The following is a 16,797-nucleotide window of genomic DNA, read 5'->3' as shown; positions in this document are numbered from 1 at the left end:
GCGCGTGGACAGTCAGGGTGGGCGCGGGCTGCGGCTGCGCCTGACCGGGGCCGCGGCCCTCGCCGTCGTGTCGGCGTCGGCCGGAACATGGGCGTACGGCCGCAGCGGCGCGTCCGCATCGGATCTCGTACGCGACCTCGCGGTCGGCGGCGCCTATGTGATCGCCGGCCTCGTCGCCTGGCGGCGCAGGCCCGCCAACCACACCGGCCCGCTGATGACGGCCGAGGGCATCACCTGGTTCTTCGGCAACCTCCAGGGCTCCGCCGTGCCCGCCCTGTTCAGCTTCGGCGCCTGGTGGGAGGCGCTGAACATGGCGGTGCTGCTGCACCTCGTGCTGTCCTTCCCCGAGGGCCGCCTCACCACGGTCCTCACCCGCCGCCTCGTCCAGAGCGCGTACGCGCTCGTCGCCGTCGGCGGCCTGATCCGCACGCTCCTGTTCGACCCGGCGCGCAACACCGACGCGACCTACCTCGACTGCGTCGACTGCGGCCCGAACCTCATCGCCGTCCCCGCCTGGAACGGCGCCTTCGACGCCTTCGACGCCGCCTACCACGCGGCGGGATGGATCATCTCCGCCGTCGCCGCCGTGGCCATCGTGCAGCGCTGGCGGCACGCCTCGGCGGCCCGCCGCCGCGCCCTGCTGCCCGCCTGGATGGGCATCGGCATCGCCGTCGTCTTCCTCATGTGGGACATGCTGTTCTATGTCGTCCCCTGGTTCGGCGACTCCGACTCGCTCACCGCGCAGGCCGTCTACCTGCTCTCCGACCTCTCCCAGGTCGCCGTCCCCTTCGCCTTCCTCGCCGGGCTGCTCCGCATGCACCTCCAGCGCGCCGAGGTCAGCGGCCTGGTCATCGACGTCGGCACCGACCCCGACCCGGCCCGGGTCCGCGAAGCCCTCGTCCGCGTCCTCGGCGACGCGACGCTGCGGCTCGGCCTGTGGCGCGAGGAGAAGCGGGCCTACGTCGACGGGTCCGGCCGCGAGGTCGGCGCCGACGGCCCCGGGCGCACCCCGGTGCGCGCCGCCGACGGCCGCCCGCTCGCCCTGCTCCACCACGACCCGGCCCTCGCGGACGACCCGGAACTGCTCGGCTCCGTCGCCGCCGCGCTCCGCCTCGCCCTGGAGAACGTCTGGCTGCGCACCCGCGCCAAGGACGTCGCCAGCCGCATCGTGCAGGCCGCCGACGCCGAGCGCGGACGCCTGGAGCGCGACCTGCACGACGGGGCACAGGCCCGTCTGGTCTTCGCCCTCATGTCGGTGCGGCGGGTGCGGCGCGGTCTGGCCGACCATCCCGACGAGATCCTGCGCGCCGCCGCCGACGAGGCCGAGTCGAGCCTGCGCCTGGCCATCGAGGAACTGCGCGGCATCGCCCACGGCATCCACCCGGCCGTCCTGACCCGCGAGGGCCTGGCCCCGGCCCTGAACGCCCTCGCGAAAGAGGCCGCGCTGCCGGTCGTCGTCGCCGCAGAGCCGCGCCGCTACGACCCCCTCGTCGAGACCACCGCCTACTTCACCGTCTGCGAGGCCCTGTCGAACGCCGCCAAGCACGCGGGCGCCCGCGCCGTCAGCGTCTCGGCCCGGCAGGAGGGCGACCGGCTCGTCGTCGAGACCGTCGACGACGGCGTCGGAGGCGTCGACACCGCGCACGGCACCGGCCTGCGCGGCCTCGCCGACCGGCTCGCCGCCGTCGACGGCGTGCTGCACATCGACAGCCCCGCGGGCGGCGGGACCAGAATCAGGGCGGAGCTGCCGTGCGGGTGATCGTGGCCGAGGACTCGGCACTCCTGCGGCAGGGCATCGTACGGCTCCTCACCGACGAGGGGATCGAGGTGGCCGCGGACTGCGGCGACACCGGACCCCTGCTCGCCCTCGTCGCCGAGCACACCCCCGACGCGGTGCTCCTCGACATCCGGATGCCGCCCACGCACACCGACGAGGGCCTGCTCGCCGCGGCCGCCGTCCGCGCCGCGCACCCCGGCACCGGCGTGCTCCTGCTCTCCCAGTACGTGGAGACCAGCTCGACCGTGCGGGTGCTGGCCCAGAACCCGGAGGGCTTCGGCTATCTGCTGAAGGAACGGGTCGCCGACATCGACGAGCTGCGCGGCGCCCTCGAACGGGTCGCCGCGGGGGAGACCGTCCTCGACCCGCTGGTCGTCAGCCGGCTGATGGAGGCGCCCCGGATGCCGGGGCCGCTCGACGACCTCACCGGGCGCGAGCGCGACGTGCTGGCGCTGATGGCCGAGGGCCGCTCGAACGAGGCCATCGCGCAGAAGCTGGTCATCGGCGGCAAGACGGTCGAGACCCACGTCCGCAACATCTTCGGCAAGCTCCGCCTGGAACCCGATCTGCTGGAGCACCGCCGGGTCATGGCGGTCCTCACCTATCTGCGCGGCTGACGCCGCCGCGTCGCTCAAGAGATCCCGGCTGCCCGCTCCGGAGACGACGCCCGTTCCCCCGTGTCCCCCGTGCTCCCCCGTACGTCGTCCGCGGAGCGGTGCCGGACCTCCACAGTAGGCAGTCGCGCGGCGGAGGACATCAGGGTCAGCCCTGAGATGCGGAACCCCACTTACCTCTTTGATCACGGCATGCCCCGGTTTGGTCGCCCGGGACCTCTTCACAGCCGCGTCCGAGCAGGTCTATAGTCCAAAACTAGCGCTGCTAATTAACCGCGTTCCGGCTGTTCACTGGAGTTGACTGTGCGCCCCGTACACTTCGCCGCCGCCCGCCGCACCCCCATCGGCAAGCTCCGCGGCGCGCTGTCCTCCGTGCGGCCCGACGACCTCGCGGCGACGGTCGTCAAGGCGCTGGTCGCGGACGCGCCCGGGCTCGACCCGGCCCGGATCGACGACATCTACTGGGGCGCGGCGAACCAGGCGGGCGAGGACAACCGGAACGTCGCGCGGATGGCCGCCCTCCTCGCGGGCCTGCCCGAGACGGTGCCGGGCGCGACCGTGAACCGGCTGTGCGCCTCGGGCATGGAGGCCGTCACCACCGCCGCCCGCACCGTCGCCGCGGGCGAGGCCGACGTGGTGCTCGCGGGCGGCTCCGAGTCGATGAGCCGCGCCCCGTTCGTGCTGCCCCGCCCCGACGAGGCGCTGCCGCACGCCCTGCAGACGTACGACACCCGGCTCGGCTGGCGCCTGACCAACCCCCGGATGAAGGACCTGCACGGGGTCCTCGCGATGGGGGAGACCGCCGAGGAGGTCGCCGACCGGTACGGCATCGCGCGCGAGCGCCAGGACGCCTTCGCCCTGCGCAGCCACCACAAGGCGGCCGCCGCCCGCAAGGACGGCCTCTTCGACGCCGAGATCCTTCCCGTGACGAGGCCCGACGGAGTGGTCGTCGACGCCGACGAGTGCATCCGCCCCGACACGTCGCTGGAGAAGCTCGGCGCCCTCAAGCCCGTCTTCCGCAAGGGCGGTTCGGTGACGGCGGGCAACGCGTCGCCGATGAACGACGGCGCCGCGGGCCTGCTCCTGGTCAGCGAGGAGGCCCTGGAGGAGTTCGGACTCGTCTCGCTCGGCCGCTACGTCGCCGGCGCCTCGGCCGGCGTGAACCCCGACGTCATGGGCATCGGCCCGGTCCCCGCCACGCAGAAGGCCCTGCGCCGCGCCGGCTGGTCCGTCGCCGACATCGAGGAGGCCGAGTTCAACGAGGCGTTCGCCGCCCAGGCCCTCGCCTGCGTCGACGGCCTCGGCATCGACCCCGGCCTGGTCAACCCGACCGGCGGCGCCATCGCCCTCGGCCACCCGCTCGGCTGCTCCGGCGCCCGCATCCTCACCACGCTGCTGCACCGCCTGCGCCGCACCGGCGCGGCCCGCGGCCTCGCCACCATGTGCGTCGGCGTCGGCCAGGGCAGCGCCGTCCTCGTCGAGCGCGCCTGAACACCCGCACCACGCAAGGAAGACGAGCACACATGAACAGGTTCACCGGACGCGTCGCCGTCGTCACCGGAGCCGCCCGCTAGCCGGATCACCGGCCCACCGACCTGGTTCACCGCAGCACCAGAGTTCAGTACGGAACGGAGCACCACCCCCCATGGCAACCCTCTCCCTCGCCGCGATCCTCGCCGAGAACGCCCGCCGCCGCCCTGCCAAGATCGGCCTCATCGAGGGCGAACTGCGCCTCACCTTCGAGGAGTTGTGGCTTCAGGCCCGCCGGCAGGCCTCGGCCCTCACCGGCCTCGGTGTCCGCCCGGGGGACCGGGTCGCCCTCATGGCACCCAACACCGCGGAGTTCCCGCGCGCCTACTACGCGGCGCTCGCGGCCGGCGCGGTCGTCGTGCCCGTCCATCTGCTGCTGTCGGCCGGAGAGGTCGAGCACGTCCTGAAGGACAGCGGTGCGACGCTGCTCCTGTGCCACCCGGCGCAGGCGGCGGTCGGCGCGGCGGCCGCGGAGGCGACCGGCGTCCGCATGCTGACGCTGGGCGCGGGCGGCGACCTGGAGCAACTGACCACCGCCGCCGAGCCGTTGGCGACGTACGTCACCCGCGAGGCCGACGACGCGGCCGTCATCTTCTACACGAGCGGCACCACCGGCGTCCCCAAGGGCGCCGAGCTGAGCCACTTCAACCTCGTCATGAACGCCACGGTCTCCGCGTTCGACGCCCACAACGTCGCCCCGGACGACATCGCGCTCGGTGCGCTGCCGCTGTTCCACGCCTTCGGCCAGACCGTGTCGATGAACGCGACCTGGCGCGCGGGTGCGACCCTCGTCCTGCTGCCGCGCTTCGACGCGGCGCGCGCCGTCGACCTGATGGTGACGGAGAACGTGAACACGTTCCACGGCGTCCCCACGATGTTCGTGAACCTGCTCGCCGCGGCGCCCGCCGCGGACAAGCTCCCCGACCTGAAGATCTGCGTCTCGGGCGGCGCCTCCCTCCCGGTGGCGGTCCTCGAAGGCTTCGAGAAGGCGTTCGGCGCCACGATCTTCGAGGGCTACGGCCTGTCGGAGACGTCCCCCGCCGCGGCCGCCAACCAGCCCGCCTTCGGCGCCCGCCCCGGCACGATCGGCCACCCCCTGTGGGGTGTCGACGTGGAGATCGCCCGCGCGGAGGTGGAGGACCGGGTGGAGCTGCTGGCCTCCGGCGAACTGGGCGAGGTCGTCGTGCGCGGGCACTGCGTCTTCACCGGCTACCTGGGCCGCCCCGAGGCCACCGCCGAGGCCCTGGTCGACGGCTGGTTCCGCACCGGCGACCTCGGCACCAAGGACGCCGACGGCTATCTGCGCATCGTCGACCGCAAGAAGGACATCATCATCCGCGGCGGCTACAACGTGTACCCGCGCGAGGTCGAGGAGGTCCTCATGCGCCACCCCGGCGTCGGCCACGCGGCCGTGATCGGTCTGCCCGACGACATCCACGGCGAGGAGATCTGCGCCGTCGTCGTCCCGAAGCCCGGCGAGACCCTGGACGCCGCCACCCTCACGGACTGGTCCAAGTCCCACCTCGGCAAGCACAAGTACCCCCGCCGCATCGAATTCACGGACCAGCTCCCGCTGGGCCCGAGCATGAAGATCCTGAAGCGAGAACTGAGGGCGACCTACAGCGCCCCGTAAGGGGCGCGGGGAACCGCGCGCTCAGCCACACTCGACGCGCACCCGGCAACGCACAAAAAGAGGACCGGCCCGACGCCTCCCAGCGCCGACCCGGTCCTCCCTGCTGAACCGACGGAGTCAGTCGGTGCCGAACTCCATCGCGGCCCTGTCCAGAGCCTCGTCCTCCCCGGACACCTCACCGCGGGAGGCGATGGCCTGCGCCCCGCCCTCCGGCAGCGCGCCGATGAGGCCGGCGCCGAGCGCCGAGTCACCGGAACCGAGCAGCCCGAGCCCCGCGTACTGCTCCAGCTTGGCGCGCGAGTCGGCGATGTCCAGGTTGCGCATGGTGAGCTGGCCGATCCGGTCGACAGGACCGAACGCCGAGTCCTCGGTGCGCTCCATGGAGAGCTTGTCCGGGTGGTAGCTGAACGCCGGGCCCGTCGTGTCGAGGATCGAGTAGTCCTCGCCGCGCCGCAGCCGCAGCGTGACCTCACCGGTGACCGCGGCGCCGACCCAGCGCTGGAGCGACTCGCGGATCATCAGGGCCTGCGGGTCCAGCCAGCGGCCCTCGTACATCAGACGGCCCAGGCGCCGGCCCTCGGAGTGGTACTGGGCGAGGGTGTCCTCGTTGTGGATCGCGTTCACGAGCCGCTCGTAGGCGGCGTGCAGCAGCGCCATGCCCGGGGCCTCGTAGATGCCGCGGCTCTTGGCCTCGATGATCCGGTTCTCGATCTGGTCGGACATGCCCATGCCGTGGCGGCCGCCGATGGCGTTGGCCTCCATCACCAGGTCGACGGCGGAGGCGAACTCCTTGCCGTTGACCGTGACCGGACGCCCCTCCTTGAAGCCGATGGTGACGTCCTCGGTGGGGATCTCCACCGACGGGTCCCAGAACTTCACACCCATGATCGGCTCGACCGTCTCCACACCCGTGTCCAGGTGCTCGAGGATCTTCGCCTCGTGCGTGGCGCCCCAGATGTTGGCGTCGGTGGAGTACGCCTTCTCCGCGGAGTCCCGGTAGGGCAGGCCGTGGGCGACCAGCCACTCCGACATCTCCTGACGGCCGCCCAGCTCGGCCACGAAGCCCGCGTCGAGCCAGGGCTTGTAGATCCGCAGGTTCGGGTTGGCCAGCAGGCCGTAGCGGTAGAACCGCTCGATGTCATTGCCCTTGTACGTGGAGCCGTCGCCCCAGATCTGCACGTTGTCCTCGAGCATCGCCCGCACCAGGAGCGTGCCGGTGACCGCGCGGCCCAGCGGCGTCGTGTTGAAGTACGCGCGACCGCCCGAGCGGATGTGGAACGCGCCGCAGGTCAGCGCGGCCAGGCCCTCCTCGACCAGCGCCTCGCGGCAGTCGACCAGGCGGGCGATCTCGGCGCCGTAGGTCTTGGCGCGGCCGGGCACCGAGTCGATGTCGGGCTCGTCGTACTGGCCGATGTTCGCGGTGTAGGTGCACGGGACGGCGCCCTTGTCGCGCATCCACGCGACCGCGACGGACGTGTCGAGGCCGCCCGAGAAGGCGATGCCGACGCGCTCGCCGGCGGGAAGGGAAGTGAGGACCTTGGACATAGGAAGAGTATGCATCACTGCTCATGGTTATGCAAAGCCCCGCCGGGGCTCCTTCTGCGCGGAACGCGTGTAGTGCGAAAGTGTCCCGGGGCGCACGGCAGGCGGGCACCCCGGACCGGCGGAGACGGAGCACATGCACGAGATATTCGGCGTCACCCCCTGGGGGTTCACGGCGCTGGCCGCCGCGGCCCTCCTGGTGGGCTTCTCCAAGACCGCCGTCAGCGGGGCCAACACCGTCAGCCTCGCCGTCTTCGCCGCGATCCTGCCCGCCCGCGACTCCACCGGCGTGCTGTTGCCCATCCTCATCTGCGGCGACATCCTCGCCGTGCTGACCTACCGCAGGCACGCCCACTGGCCGACGCTGTGGCGGCTCTTCCCGGCCGTGGCCGGGGGAGTGGTCGTCGGCACCGTCTTCCTCGCGTTCGCGGGCGACGGGCTCGTCCGCGGCTCCATCGGCGTCATCCTGCTGGTGATGGCCGCCGTCACGCTCTGGCGGCGCAGGCACGCCGAGGCGCCCGGGGCGGAGGGCGACCCGACGCGCGCGGCCCGCGTCAAGGCGGGCTCGTACGGCGTGCTCGGCGGCTTCACCACCATGGTCGCCAACGCCGGCGGCCCGGTGATGTCGATGTATCTGCTGTCGGCCGGATTCAAGAAGCTGGGCTTCCTCGGCACCTCCGCGTGGTTCTTCCTCATCGTGAACTCCGCGAAGGTGCCCTTCAGCGTGGGCCTCGGCCTCATCGACGGCCGCTCGCTGCTGCTGGACGCGGCCCTCGTCGCCTTCGTCGTGCCGGGAGCGCTGATCGGCAAGGTGGCCGTCAACCGCATCAACCAGCGGCTCTTCGAGCAACTGGTGATCGCTGCGACGGTGCTCGGCGGGCTCCAGCTGCTGCTGCGCTGACGGGAGACTCAGGAGGCCGTCACGGAGCGGTCGGCCGCGGGCTGCTGCGGCAGCCCCTGCGCCAGGTCCTCGACCAGGAGCCGCTTGGCGATGGAGTCGACCGCCGCCCGCAGGTCCTTCCCCGGCGGCCGGCCGACATCGGCCTCGACCTGCTCGCTCAGCCAGTCGCCCCAGGCCCGGTTGAGCACATCGGCCTCCCGCCGGCCCGCGTCGGTGTGCGAGAAGTACGACCCCGTACGGGTCAGATAGCCCTCGTCGACCATCCGCTGGAAGACCGGCACCAGCACCTCCGGCGGCAGCCTGCGCCGCGCCGCGATCATGCCGAGGGAGGCGTGTCCGACCATCCGCGTATAGAACTCCACCTGCATCACGGCCCACGAGCCGGCCATGTCCAGGCGGCTGTCGGAGGCGTCGAGGATCTTCCGCGCGGTCCCCAGGTTCGAGGACTTCACGATGTTGCCGACGGCCCGTTCCAGCAGGTGCGACGGATCGCCGGTGGACGGCTGGGCGAAGCCCTCTCCCATGTCCGTCGAACCGGCCCGCGCGGTGTCGCGCAGCTGCACCTGCTTCAGGAAGAGCGCCACCACGAATCCGACGACCGCCACCGGCACCGTCCACAGGAACACCGTGTGCAGCGAGTCCGCGTACGCCTGCGCGATGGGCTCGCGCGCTCCGGCCGGCAGCGCGTGCAGCCCCTCCGGGCTCTGCGCCGCCTTGGCGAGCGCCGCCGGATCGATGCCGGTGCCGGCCCGCGCCGCCTGCTCGACGCCGTCGGTCAGGTTCGGCTTGAGGGTGTTGGCGTAGATCGTGCCGAACACCGCGGTGCCGAAGGAGCTGCCGAGCGTACGGAAGAAGGTCACGCCGGAGGTGGCCGTGCCCAGGTCCGCGTACTCGACGGTGTTCTGCACGGCGATGGTGAGCACCTGCATGGACAGCCCGATCCCGAGACCGAGCACGAACATGTAGAGCGACTCCAGCCAGGCCGAGGACGACGGTCCCATCCGCGACAGGAGGTACAGGCCGAGGCCCATGACGAGCGAGCCGACGATCGGGAAGATCCGGTATTTGCCGGTCTTGCTGACGACGTTCCCGGAGAAGACCGACGCGATCAGCAGACCGATCACCATCGGCAGCGTGCGCACGCCGGAGATGGTGGCCGAGTCCCCGTCCACGTACTGCAGATACGTCGGCAGGAACGTCAGCGCGCCCAGCATCGCGAAGCCCACGATGAAGCTGAGGATCGAGCAGACCGTGAAGACCGGGTTCGCGAACAGCCGCATCGGCAGCATCGGTTCGGACGCCCGGGTCTCCGCCCAGCAGAACAGGCCGAGCGCCACCAGGCCGCCCGCGAACAGGCCGATGATGACGCCGGAGCCCCACGCGTACTGGTTGCCGCCCCAACTCGTCGCCAGGATCAGGGCGCTCGCCCCGACCGCGACCAGGGCGATGCCGAGATAGTCGATGACCGGCCGCGCCGCCGACTTCACCACCGGGATGGTGCGGGCCGCCGCGACGACCACCACGATCGCGATCGGCACGTTCACGTAGAACGCCCAGCGCCAGGTCAGATGGTCCGTGAACAGCCCGCCGAGCAGCGGGCCGATCACCGTCGACACACCGAACACGGCACCGATCGCACCCTGGTACTTGCCGCGCTCGCGCAGCGGGATGACGTCCGCGATCAGCGCCATCGCCGTGACCATGAGACCGCCGGCGCCGACGCCCTGCATCGCCCGCCAGACGATGAGCAGCGTCATGTTCGTGGCGAGGCCGCACAGGAACGAGCCCGTGATGAAGACGATCGCCGACACCTGGAAGACGACCTTGCGGCCGAACAGGTCGCCGAACTTGCCGACCAGGACCGTGGCGACCGTCTCCGCGAGGAGATACGAGGTGACCACCCACGACATGTGCTCCGCGCCGCCCAGGTCCGAGACGATCGTCGGCAGGGCCGTGCCCACGATCGTCTGGTCCAGGGCCGCGAGCAGCATGCCGAGCATGATCGTCACGAAGACGACGTTCCGGCGACGCTTGTCCAGTACCGGTGGGGCCGGGGTGGCGGTTTCAGCCGTGGTGGTGGTCACTCTCGCAGGGTCACATCAAGGGATGGGGGCCGCATGCGGGTGGGGTCCGGACCGGTGACGCCCCGCTCGGGCCGCCCTACCGGGCGAGCCGGGGCGCGCAGGACGCCGCGTCCACGGGACGCCCCTCGCGCTCCACCCGGTCGGCCAGGGACCGCGCCCAGGCCGTCACCGCCGGCACGTCCAGACCGGCGGGCGCCCGCCCCGGCCAGGCGTCCACCGCGTCCGCGCCCCTGCGCAGCAGCCGGGCCCCGCCCGTCGCGTTGCCGCGCGCCGCGTGCGTCAGCCCCACGGCCGCCTGGGCGAGCCCGCGCCACAGCTCACGCTGCTCCCGGGGCGCCGACTTCCACGCGTCCTCGAAGACCTCGTGCGCGTGGAAGGGCCGCCCGGCGTCGAGCAGCGCCTGCGCCTCGGCGACGGTCTCCCCGGCCGTACGCACCACCCCCCCCTCCGGCTGCCGGGCGACACCGGCGGCGCCGTAGGGGAGCGGGCGTCCCAGACCGTCGCGGGGCCGGGCGTTGCGGGCGCGGCCCTCGTCGTCGCGGTCCCGGCCTGCGCTGCGATCGGTGCTCATCCCCCGATTCTCGCCCACCGCGCGCGGAGACCCCGGAACCCGTTTCAAACCACCCCTGAGCTTGGGGTATGGTTCTTCCTGTCGCCGCCGAAGGGGCCCGGAAACAGCGGGTCGCAAGGCGATCGACATCGGGACGTGGCGCAGCTTGGTAGCGCACTTGACTGGGGGTCAAGGGGTCGCAGGTTCAAATCCTGTCGTCCCGACTGGAGACAGTCGCAGATCAGGGCCGGTTTCGGAGACATCCGAAACCGGCCCTTGATCATTTTTGGGGACCAGCTGGGGACCCGCGCCCTCGACCGGGGCGGGGTGCCAGGTCAGTCGGTACCCTCCGCCGCCGACCCGGTCGGCTCGGGCGAGGCCAGTTCGCCCTGGCACGTGGCGCGGCCGTACTTTCCGTAGGCGGTCGCGGTCTGAACATGCGCGCCACGTACGGCCAGTTGGCAACTGGCCCGGCCCCCCCTTCCCGTCCAGGGCGACGGTCACGACGGGCGGCTTGCCGAGCGGCACCCGCACGGTCTTGCGCCACGGCAGTTCGGCGCCGTGCACCGTGACCGCCTTCCCGGACTCGTCCCGCGCCTGGTAGGTGAGGTCGGCCGTGCCCTCGCCCGTCACCTCGTACGTCACCGACGCGGTGGGCACGTGCCGCTGCGGGGTCTCGGGCGTGTCGAGGACCTCGTAGGCGACCAGTCCCGCGCAGGCGGCGAGCAGCGCGACGGCTGCGGTGACGCCGCGCCGGTCGACGCGTGGGCTCTTCGGGGAGGGCGACTCGGCGGCGGTCGGTCCGGCTGCCGCAGGCTCGGTGGCCATCGGTTCTTCGGGGTCTGACATGGAAAGAGGCCCGGCTTTCGTGAGGTGCGCAGCCCCGGCCTGAACCGCTTCACCAGCCGGGACATGTACACCGGCGCGCTGGCCGACATGAACCTCGGCGCGGACCCGTTCACCGGCAACCGCTACGCCTTCGGCGGCGGCAACCCGGTGAGCAACGTCGAGCTGGACGGCCACTTCTTCGGCATCGACGACGCCATCGAGGGCGTGGGAGCGCTCGTCGTGGTCGCCGCCGTGGTGACCTACGCGGTCGCGACCGACAAGGACGTGTCGGACTCCCTCGACTCGGCATTCGACTCGATCGTGTCGGGCATCGGCGACCTCTTCAGCGACGACGACGAGGCGGGCGACCCCGAGCCGGAGCCGACCCCCGGGCCGCGCCCCGGTCCCCTTCCGGGCGGCGACTCGGGCACGGACAACAAGAAGCGGTGCGAGGACGACCCCAAGTCGGCACGGTTCCAGTACCAGCCGCTGGACGGTGAGGGCCGCGCTCAGGGAGCCACGGCGCTGCTCTGCCCGACGGACCTCAAGCCCCCGCTCGCCGACCGGGACGACGGCGGCTCGGTGAACGTGTACGGGTTCCCGGAGCCCGAGCAGAACACGCCGCGCTCGGGCAGGGGCAACATCTTCGACCGCACGCACATCGTCGGTGACAAGGTGAGCGGCGACTGGGTGGACGAGAACCTGTTCACCGGGTTCAAGCGCATGAACCGCAGTGGCATGCGGCGCTGCGAGATCAAGATGGAGAAGCAGCTCGCGGCCGGAAAGTGGGTCATGTACACAGGGAAGGTCAACTACAGCCACACCACGGGCTATGCGGACAGCATCACCATGTCGGCCTACACCGAGGACGGACCGCTGTTCAGCAATGTAGTGGTGCAGAACAGCACGGATTGGCAGACGACATGTTGAGGCTCGAAGAGCTGGAGGCGGCGCTTCCCGTGATGACGCGGTGGCGGGTGGCCGCAGGACGCGGTGTGGACTGGGCTGCCCTGGAGGCAACCCTCGGTACGGCGCTGCCCTCCGACTTCCGCTCCCTGGCGGAGGCGTATCCGGCCCTCGTCGTCGGCGACTTCCTGAGCGTGTCCGTTCCGCGCCCCGGCGCCGAGGAGTCCTGGGCGTCCGAGGCCAGGGACGACGAGATCCTTCAGGACCTGTACGAGATGGAGGACATGGAGGACTACGTGCCCTTCCCCCAGCCGGGAGGCCTGATCTCCTGGGCGGAGTCCCACAGCGGCGACGCCTTCTACTGGAGGACGAGCCCCGCGGACCCGGACGCGTGGCCAGTGGTCGTCCGCACGGACAACGGGGACTGGATCGAGTTCCCCGTCGGCGCCGTCGGGTTCCTGGCCGGCGTGTACGGGCACACGATCGACGTGCCGGGCATGCCGGGGAGCTTCCCCGGTGACGGTCCGCAGGTGCTGGGCCTGAGCGACAGCGTCGACTGACGCTGACACTCGCCGCATGGGCAGAGGGCGCCCCCAGGATTCCTGGGGGCGCCCTCGTGTTCGAGCGCCTGGCACACGCCGGAGGGATCAGGCCCGGGCGGGAGCCTGGTCGGCGTCGGCCTGCTGTCCGTCGGCGACTTCCTCGCTGTCGGGCTTGCGCAGGGCCGGAATGAGGGTCGCGACGGCGGCGGACACGAGGGCCACACCGCAGCCGATCATCAGGCCGGTCCGGAAACCGTTCTCGGAGGCGAAGGTGAAGCCGCCCATGCTGATGGTCATCTGGGCCAGCACGACGCCGATCACGGCGGAGCCGATCGTGGTGCCGAGCGAGCGCATCAGGGTGTTGAAGCCATTGGCGGCGGCCGTCTCGGAGAGCGGCACCGAGCTCATGATGAGGGCGGGCATGGAGCCGTACGCCAGAGCGACACCGCTGTTGATCACGATACCGGCGAGCATGATGCCCCACGCCGTGCCCATGAGCGGGAGGGCCACGCCGTAGCCGACGGCGATCACGAGGGCGCCGCAGATGAGGGCCGTCTTCGGGCCGCGCGCGTTGATCAGCTTTCCGCCGAGCGGAGAGATCAGCATCATCATGATGCCGCCGGGAGCGATCCACAGACCGGCGGCGAGCATCGACTGCCCGAGGCCGTAGCCGGTGGCCTTCGGGAACTGCAGCAGCTGAGGCGCGATCAGCATGAAGGAGTACATGCCGACGCCGATGAGGATCGACGCGGCGTTGGTGAACAGCACCCGGGGCCGGGCCGTGGTGCGCAGATCGACGAGCGGGTCACGGGTGCGCAGCTCGTAGAAGCCCCAGACCAGCAGGGCCACGACGGCGACGGCGAACAGGCCCAGCGTGGTGCCCGAGGTCCAGCCCCAGTCGGCTCCCTTGGAGATGGCGAGCAGCAGGGAGACCAGGCCGATGGCGAGGCCGACGGCGCCGGGCGCGTCGAACCGCTGCCCCTTCGCGCCCGCCGGGACGTCCGGCACGATGGCGAAGATCATCGCGCTGACGGCCAGGGCCAGCACGGCCGAACCCCAGAACAGCACGCGCCAGTTCGCGTACTGGGCGACCGCGGCCGCGATCGGCAGCCCGATGGCGCCGCCGATGCCCATGGAGGCGCTGACCAGGGCGATGGACCCACTGAGCTTCTCGGTCGGCACGACATCACGCAGCAGCGCGATGCCGAGCGGCACCATGCCCATCCCCATGCCCTGCAGACCACGACCGACGATCATCGGCACGAGCGACGAGGAGAGCGCGCACACCACGGATCCCGCGACGAGCGGGACGGCGCAGATCAGCATCATGCGGCGCTTGCCCAGGAGGTCGCCGAGGCGACCGGAGACCGGCACGCACACACCCGACACCAGCAGGGTCACCGTGACGACCCACGCCGCGTTCGAGGACGACGTGTCCAGGATCTGTGGCAGCTCGGCGATGAGCGGCGTCACCAGCGTCTGCATGATCGCGGCCACGGTTCCGGCGAGCGCGAGGGTGGCGACGACAGCGCCTGATCTGCTGCTCGTCTCGGGGGCGTCCATACGGGCTCCTTCATCTCTTCAACACGTGAATCCGTTCACCACGTGCAGCGGTGTGCATAGTACACGCGACATGTATCGTGCATATCTCATGCAGAGGGCACATGCGGGGCGGTGAGGCGGGCTCGGGCGGAGGGGGCTGGTCGTGGCGCCCTGCGATACCGTCGGACCTGGGAGGACGCACGTACATGGACAAGCCCTCGCAGCTGGTCGAGTTCGAGCACATGGTGCTGGGCCGACATCAGCTCGGCAATGACAAGCGCCGTCGGCAGGCGGACCGTCTCGAACGCAGCGCCTACATCGTGCTCAGCCGGATCCGGGTGCAGGGGCCGATGTCGATCGGCCAGCTCAGCGAGGCGTTCGTGCTCGACGCCTCGACCGTCAACCGCCAGACGGCGCAAGCGGTGCGGGCCGGGCTGCTGGAGCGGATCCCCGACCCCGACGGGGGCATGGCCCGCAAGTTCCGGCTGACCGAGGAGGGTGTGCGGCGGCTGGACGCGGAGCGCAAGGTGCACGTGGAGGAGCTGGACCGGGTCTTCGAGGACTGGCCGGCCGAGGACGTGATGGCCTTCGCGCGGAATCTCCAGCGCTTCAACACGAGCATCGAGAGGCTCAGCGGCCAGCCCTGGCCCCGGTCCTGACCGCTCGCGCGGTCCGCCGGTGTTCCTGTGGTCCGGGCCCTTGCCCCCGCGTGGATCAGCACTCTATTTTACTCCAAAGTAAGTTTACTTATGAGTAAGGAGCTTGCTGTGGGGGCCTATCGCACTGTCATGGTCGGGACGGACGGCTCGGAGTCGTCCTACGCGGCGGTCGAGGGGGCGGCCAGGCTGGCCGCCGTCTGCGAGGCGGAACTTCTCGTCGTCTGCGCGTACCTGCCCATGCAGGGGACAGAACTCGCCCGTGCCCAGGACCAGTTGGGGGCGGACGGATATCAGGTGGTCGGCTCGGCGCCCGCCGAGGAGACCCTGCGCACCGCGCGGGAGCGGGCCCGTGCGAGCGGCGCGGCGGACGTGCGGTCCCTCGCCGTGGAGGGGGAGCCCGTCGCCGTCCTCGTGCACACCGCGCAGGAGAACGCCGCCGACATCGTGGTGGTCGGCAACCGGGGCCTGCGCTCGCTCGCCGGGCGCCTCCTGGGCTCCGTACCCGCGGACATCGCCCGCAAGGCCGGCCTGGACGTGCTGATCGTGCACACCACATGAGCGCGGACCGGCCCGCATCCGGGGAACCGGTCCCCGCGGACGACGCCGAGGCGCTGCGCCGGACCATCGAGGAGGTGCTGCTCGGCGGCGGCCGCCACTGGACGCGGCACGACGTCGTGGAGCGGACCGGGGTGGGCCCGGAACGCACCGCGCGGATCTGGCGGGCGCTCGGCTTCCCGCTGGTCGACGACGACGTACGGGCGTTCACCGACGGGGACGTCGACGCGCTGCGCGCGGGGGAGCGGCTGATCGCGGCCGGGATCATCACCGAGGAGAGCGAGGCGATGATGGCCCGCGCTCTCGGCCACCACCTCTCCCGGCTCGCCGAATGGCAGGTCCACACGCTGTGGGCGTGGCTGAACCGGGGCCGGGAGACGCCGCTGACCCCCGCGGAACTGGCGAGCAGCGCCACGGCCCTGCTGTCCGAGATGGAACTGCTCCAACAGCACGTGTGGCGGCGGCACTTCGCGGCCGGCGCCGGGCAGGTGATCGCGACCGAGCAGGCGGGCGCCTCCCGGAAGGAGACGCCGGGAGCCGCGCTCCCGCCCGACGGGGCGGTTCCGCCGGGCGAGGGCCTGCACGTGCAGGACATGGCCGTCGGCTTCACCGACATGGTCGGCTACACACGGATGACGCGCGGCCTCGACAGCACCGAACTCGTCAAGGTCCTCGACCTGTTCGAGAGCCTGGCCTGGGACGTGGTCGCCGAGGGCCGGGGCCGGGTGGTGAAGACCATCGGCGACGAGGTCCTCTTCGTCTGCGAGTCGGCGGTCACCGCGGCGGACATCGCCCTGGAGCTGACGGCCCGGGCGCAGGCGGAGCCACGCCTCCCGCACGTACGCACCGGCCTGGCCCACGGCCCCGTCCTCGGCCGCTTCGGCGACGTCTACGGAGCCGCCGTCAACATAGCGGCCCGCCTGACCGCGGTGGCCCGCCCCGACACGGTGCTCGTGAACACCGCGCTGGCCGGGGAACTCTCCGGCCAGGACGCGTACGAACTGAAGGTCCTCCGCCCGGTGTCGGTACGCGGCTACAGCCGCCTGCGCCCGGTACTGCTCCGCCCGGCGGCCGCTCCGCGCGGCCGGAGCCGCTGACGCGGGCCCGGAACCCCTGCGGACGGCGGGGCGATGC

General features: G+C 71.7%; 15 protein-coding genes and 1 tRNA gene. 11 read left to right on the top strand and 5 right to left on the bottom strand.

Translation table 11 applies throughout. The features are described 5' to 3' along the window. Window positions 1-4: 4 nt before the first annotated feature. From ABII15_RS04460 to ABII15_RS04445, 4 genes are all read left to right on the top strand, one after another. On the top strand, window positions 5-1,759 hold the full coding sequence (locus ABII15_RS04460; RefSeq protein ID WP_353940951.1) for a histidine kinase: 1,755 nt from the start codon (window positions 5-7) through the stop codon (window positions 1,757-1,759). Beyond that, complete coding sequence (locus tag ABII15_RS04455) at window positions 1,756-2,394, top strand: response regulator transcription factor (protein WP_353946957.1); 639 nt, start codon at window positions 1,756-1,758, stop codon at window positions 2,392-2,394. The genes ABII15_RS04460 and ABII15_RS04455 overlap by 4 nt, the downstream gene beginning before the upstream one ends. Window positions 2,395-2,694: 300 nt before the next feature. Next, window positions 2,695-3,882: a thiolase family protein gene (locus ABII15_RS04450; protein WP_353940950.1), complete on the top strand. Its 1,188-nt coding sequence runs from the start codon at window positions 2,695-2,697 to the stop codon at window positions 3,880-3,882. Window positions 3,883-4,036: 154 nt separating this feature from the next. Beyond that, complete coding sequence (locus ABII15_RS04445) at window positions 4,037-5,554, top strand: long-chain fatty acid--CoA ligase (RefSeq protein ID WP_353940949.1); 1,518 nt, start codon at window positions 4,037-4,039, stop codon at window positions 5,552-5,554. Between the two features lie 117 nt (window positions 5,555-5,671). Here ABII15_RS04445 and argG read toward each other — a convergent pair whose 3' ends face one another. Continuing rightward, entirely contained in the window at window positions 5,672-7,099 is a 1,428-nt protein-coding gene (gene argG, locus ABII15_RS04440) for an argininosuccinate synthase (RefSeq protein ID WP_353940948.1), read from the bottom strand. A gap of 133 nt (window positions 7,100-7,232) precedes the next feature. On the opposite strand from argG, the gene ABII15_RS04435 reads away from it, so the two are divergent. Then, on the top strand, window positions 7,233-7,997 hold the full coding sequence (locus ABII15_RS04435) for a sulfite exporter TauE/SafE family protein (protein ID WP_353940947.1): 765 nt from the start codon (window positions 7,233-7,235) through the stop codon (window positions 7,995-7,997). A gap of 8 nt (window positions 7,998-8,005) precedes the next feature. On the opposite strand, the gene ABII15_RS04430 is transcribed toward ABII15_RS04435, so the two are convergent. After that, complete coding sequence (locus tag ABII15_RS04430; RefSeq protein WP_353946956.1) at window positions 8,006-9,997, bottom strand: MDR family MFS transporter; 1,992 nt, start codon at window positions 9,995-9,997, stop codon at window positions 8,006-8,008. A 160-nt stretch (window positions 9,998-10,157) separates the two neighbouring features. Then, window positions 10,158-10,652, bottom strand: a complete 495-nt coding sequence (locus tag ABII15_RS04425; protein WP_353940946.1) for a DUF309 domain-containing protein — start codon at window positions 10,650-10,652, stop codon at window positions 10,158-10,160. Window positions 10,653-10,781: 129 nt separating this feature from the next. On the opposite strand from ABII15_RS04425, the gene ABII15_RS04420 reads away from it, so the two are divergent. Next, window positions 10,782-10,855 (top strand) — tRNA-Pro (locus tag ABII15_RS04420). Here ABII15_RS04420 and ABII15_RS04415 read toward each other — a convergent pair. Then, complete coding sequence (locus ABII15_RS04415; RefSeq protein WP_353940945.1) at window positions 10,821-11,459, bottom strand: hypothetical protein; 639 nt, start codon at window positions 11,457-11,459, stop codon at window positions 10,821-10,823. The two genes, ABII15_RS04420 and ABII15_RS04415, sit on opposite strands and share 35 nt — an antisense overlap. A gap of 45 nt (window positions 11,460-11,504) precedes the next feature. On the opposite strand from ABII15_RS04415, the gene ABII15_RS04410 reads away from it, so the two are divergent. Then, window positions 11,505-12,389, top strand: coding sequence for a DNA/RNA non-specific endonuclease (locus ABII15_RS04410; protein ID WP_353940944.1), 885 nt, complete (start codon window positions 11,505-11,507; stop codon window positions 12,387-12,389). Continuing rightward, on the top strand, window positions 12,383-12,925 hold the full coding sequence (locus tag ABII15_RS04405; RefSeq protein WP_353940943.1) for an SMI1/KNR4 family protein: 543 nt from the start codon (window positions 12,383-12,385) through the stop codon (window positions 12,923-12,925). Before ABII15_RS04410 ends, ABII15_RS04405 begins: the two co-directional genes overlap by 7 nt. An 87-nt stretch (window positions 12,926-13,012) precedes the next feature. On the opposite strand, the gene ABII15_RS04400 is transcribed toward ABII15_RS04405, so the two are convergent. Next, window positions 13,013-14,470 carry an MFS transporter gene (locus ABII15_RS04400; protein WP_353940942.1) on the bottom strand — a complete coding sequence of 486 codons (1,458 nt, stop codon included), beginning with the start codon at window positions 14,468-14,470 and terminating at the stop codon, window positions 13,013-13,015. A 185-nt stretch (window positions 14,471-14,655) separates the two neighbouring features. Here ABII15_RS04400 and ABII15_RS04395 point away from each other — a divergent pair, with 185 nt between their 5' ends. The 3 genes from ABII15_RS04395 (at window position 14,656) to ABII15_RS04385 (ending at window position 16,760) form a co-directional block, all read left to right on the top strand. Continuing rightward, window positions 14,656-15,108 (top strand): MarR family transcriptional regulator, encoded by a 453-nt coding sequence (locus ABII15_RS04395; RefSeq protein WP_353940941.1) that lies wholly within the window; start codon window positions 14,656-14,658, stop codon window positions 15,106-15,108. Between the two features lie 108 nt (window positions 15,109-15,216). Continuing rightward, window positions 15,217-15,666 (top strand): universal stress protein, encoded by a 450-nt coding sequence (locus ABII15_RS04390; protein ID WP_353940940.1) that lies wholly within the window; start codon window positions 15,217-15,219, stop codon window positions 15,664-15,666. After that, window positions 15,663-16,760, top strand: coding sequence for an adenylate/guanylate cyclase domain-containing protein (locus ABII15_RS04385; protein ID WP_353940939.1), 1,098 nt, complete (start codon window positions 15,663-15,665; stop codon window positions 16,758-16,760). Before ABII15_RS04390 ends, ABII15_RS04385 begins: the two co-directional genes overlap by 4 nt. The last annotated feature ends 37 nt before the right edge of the window (window positions 16,761-16,797 follow it).

Source organism: Streptomyces sp. HUAS MG91, assembly GCF_040529335.1.
GTDB lineage: Bacteria > Actinomycetota > Actinomycetes > Streptomycetales > Streptomycetaceae > Streptomyces > Streptomyces tabacisoli.
This window is presented reverse-complemented; position numbering and strand designations above follow the sequence as displayed.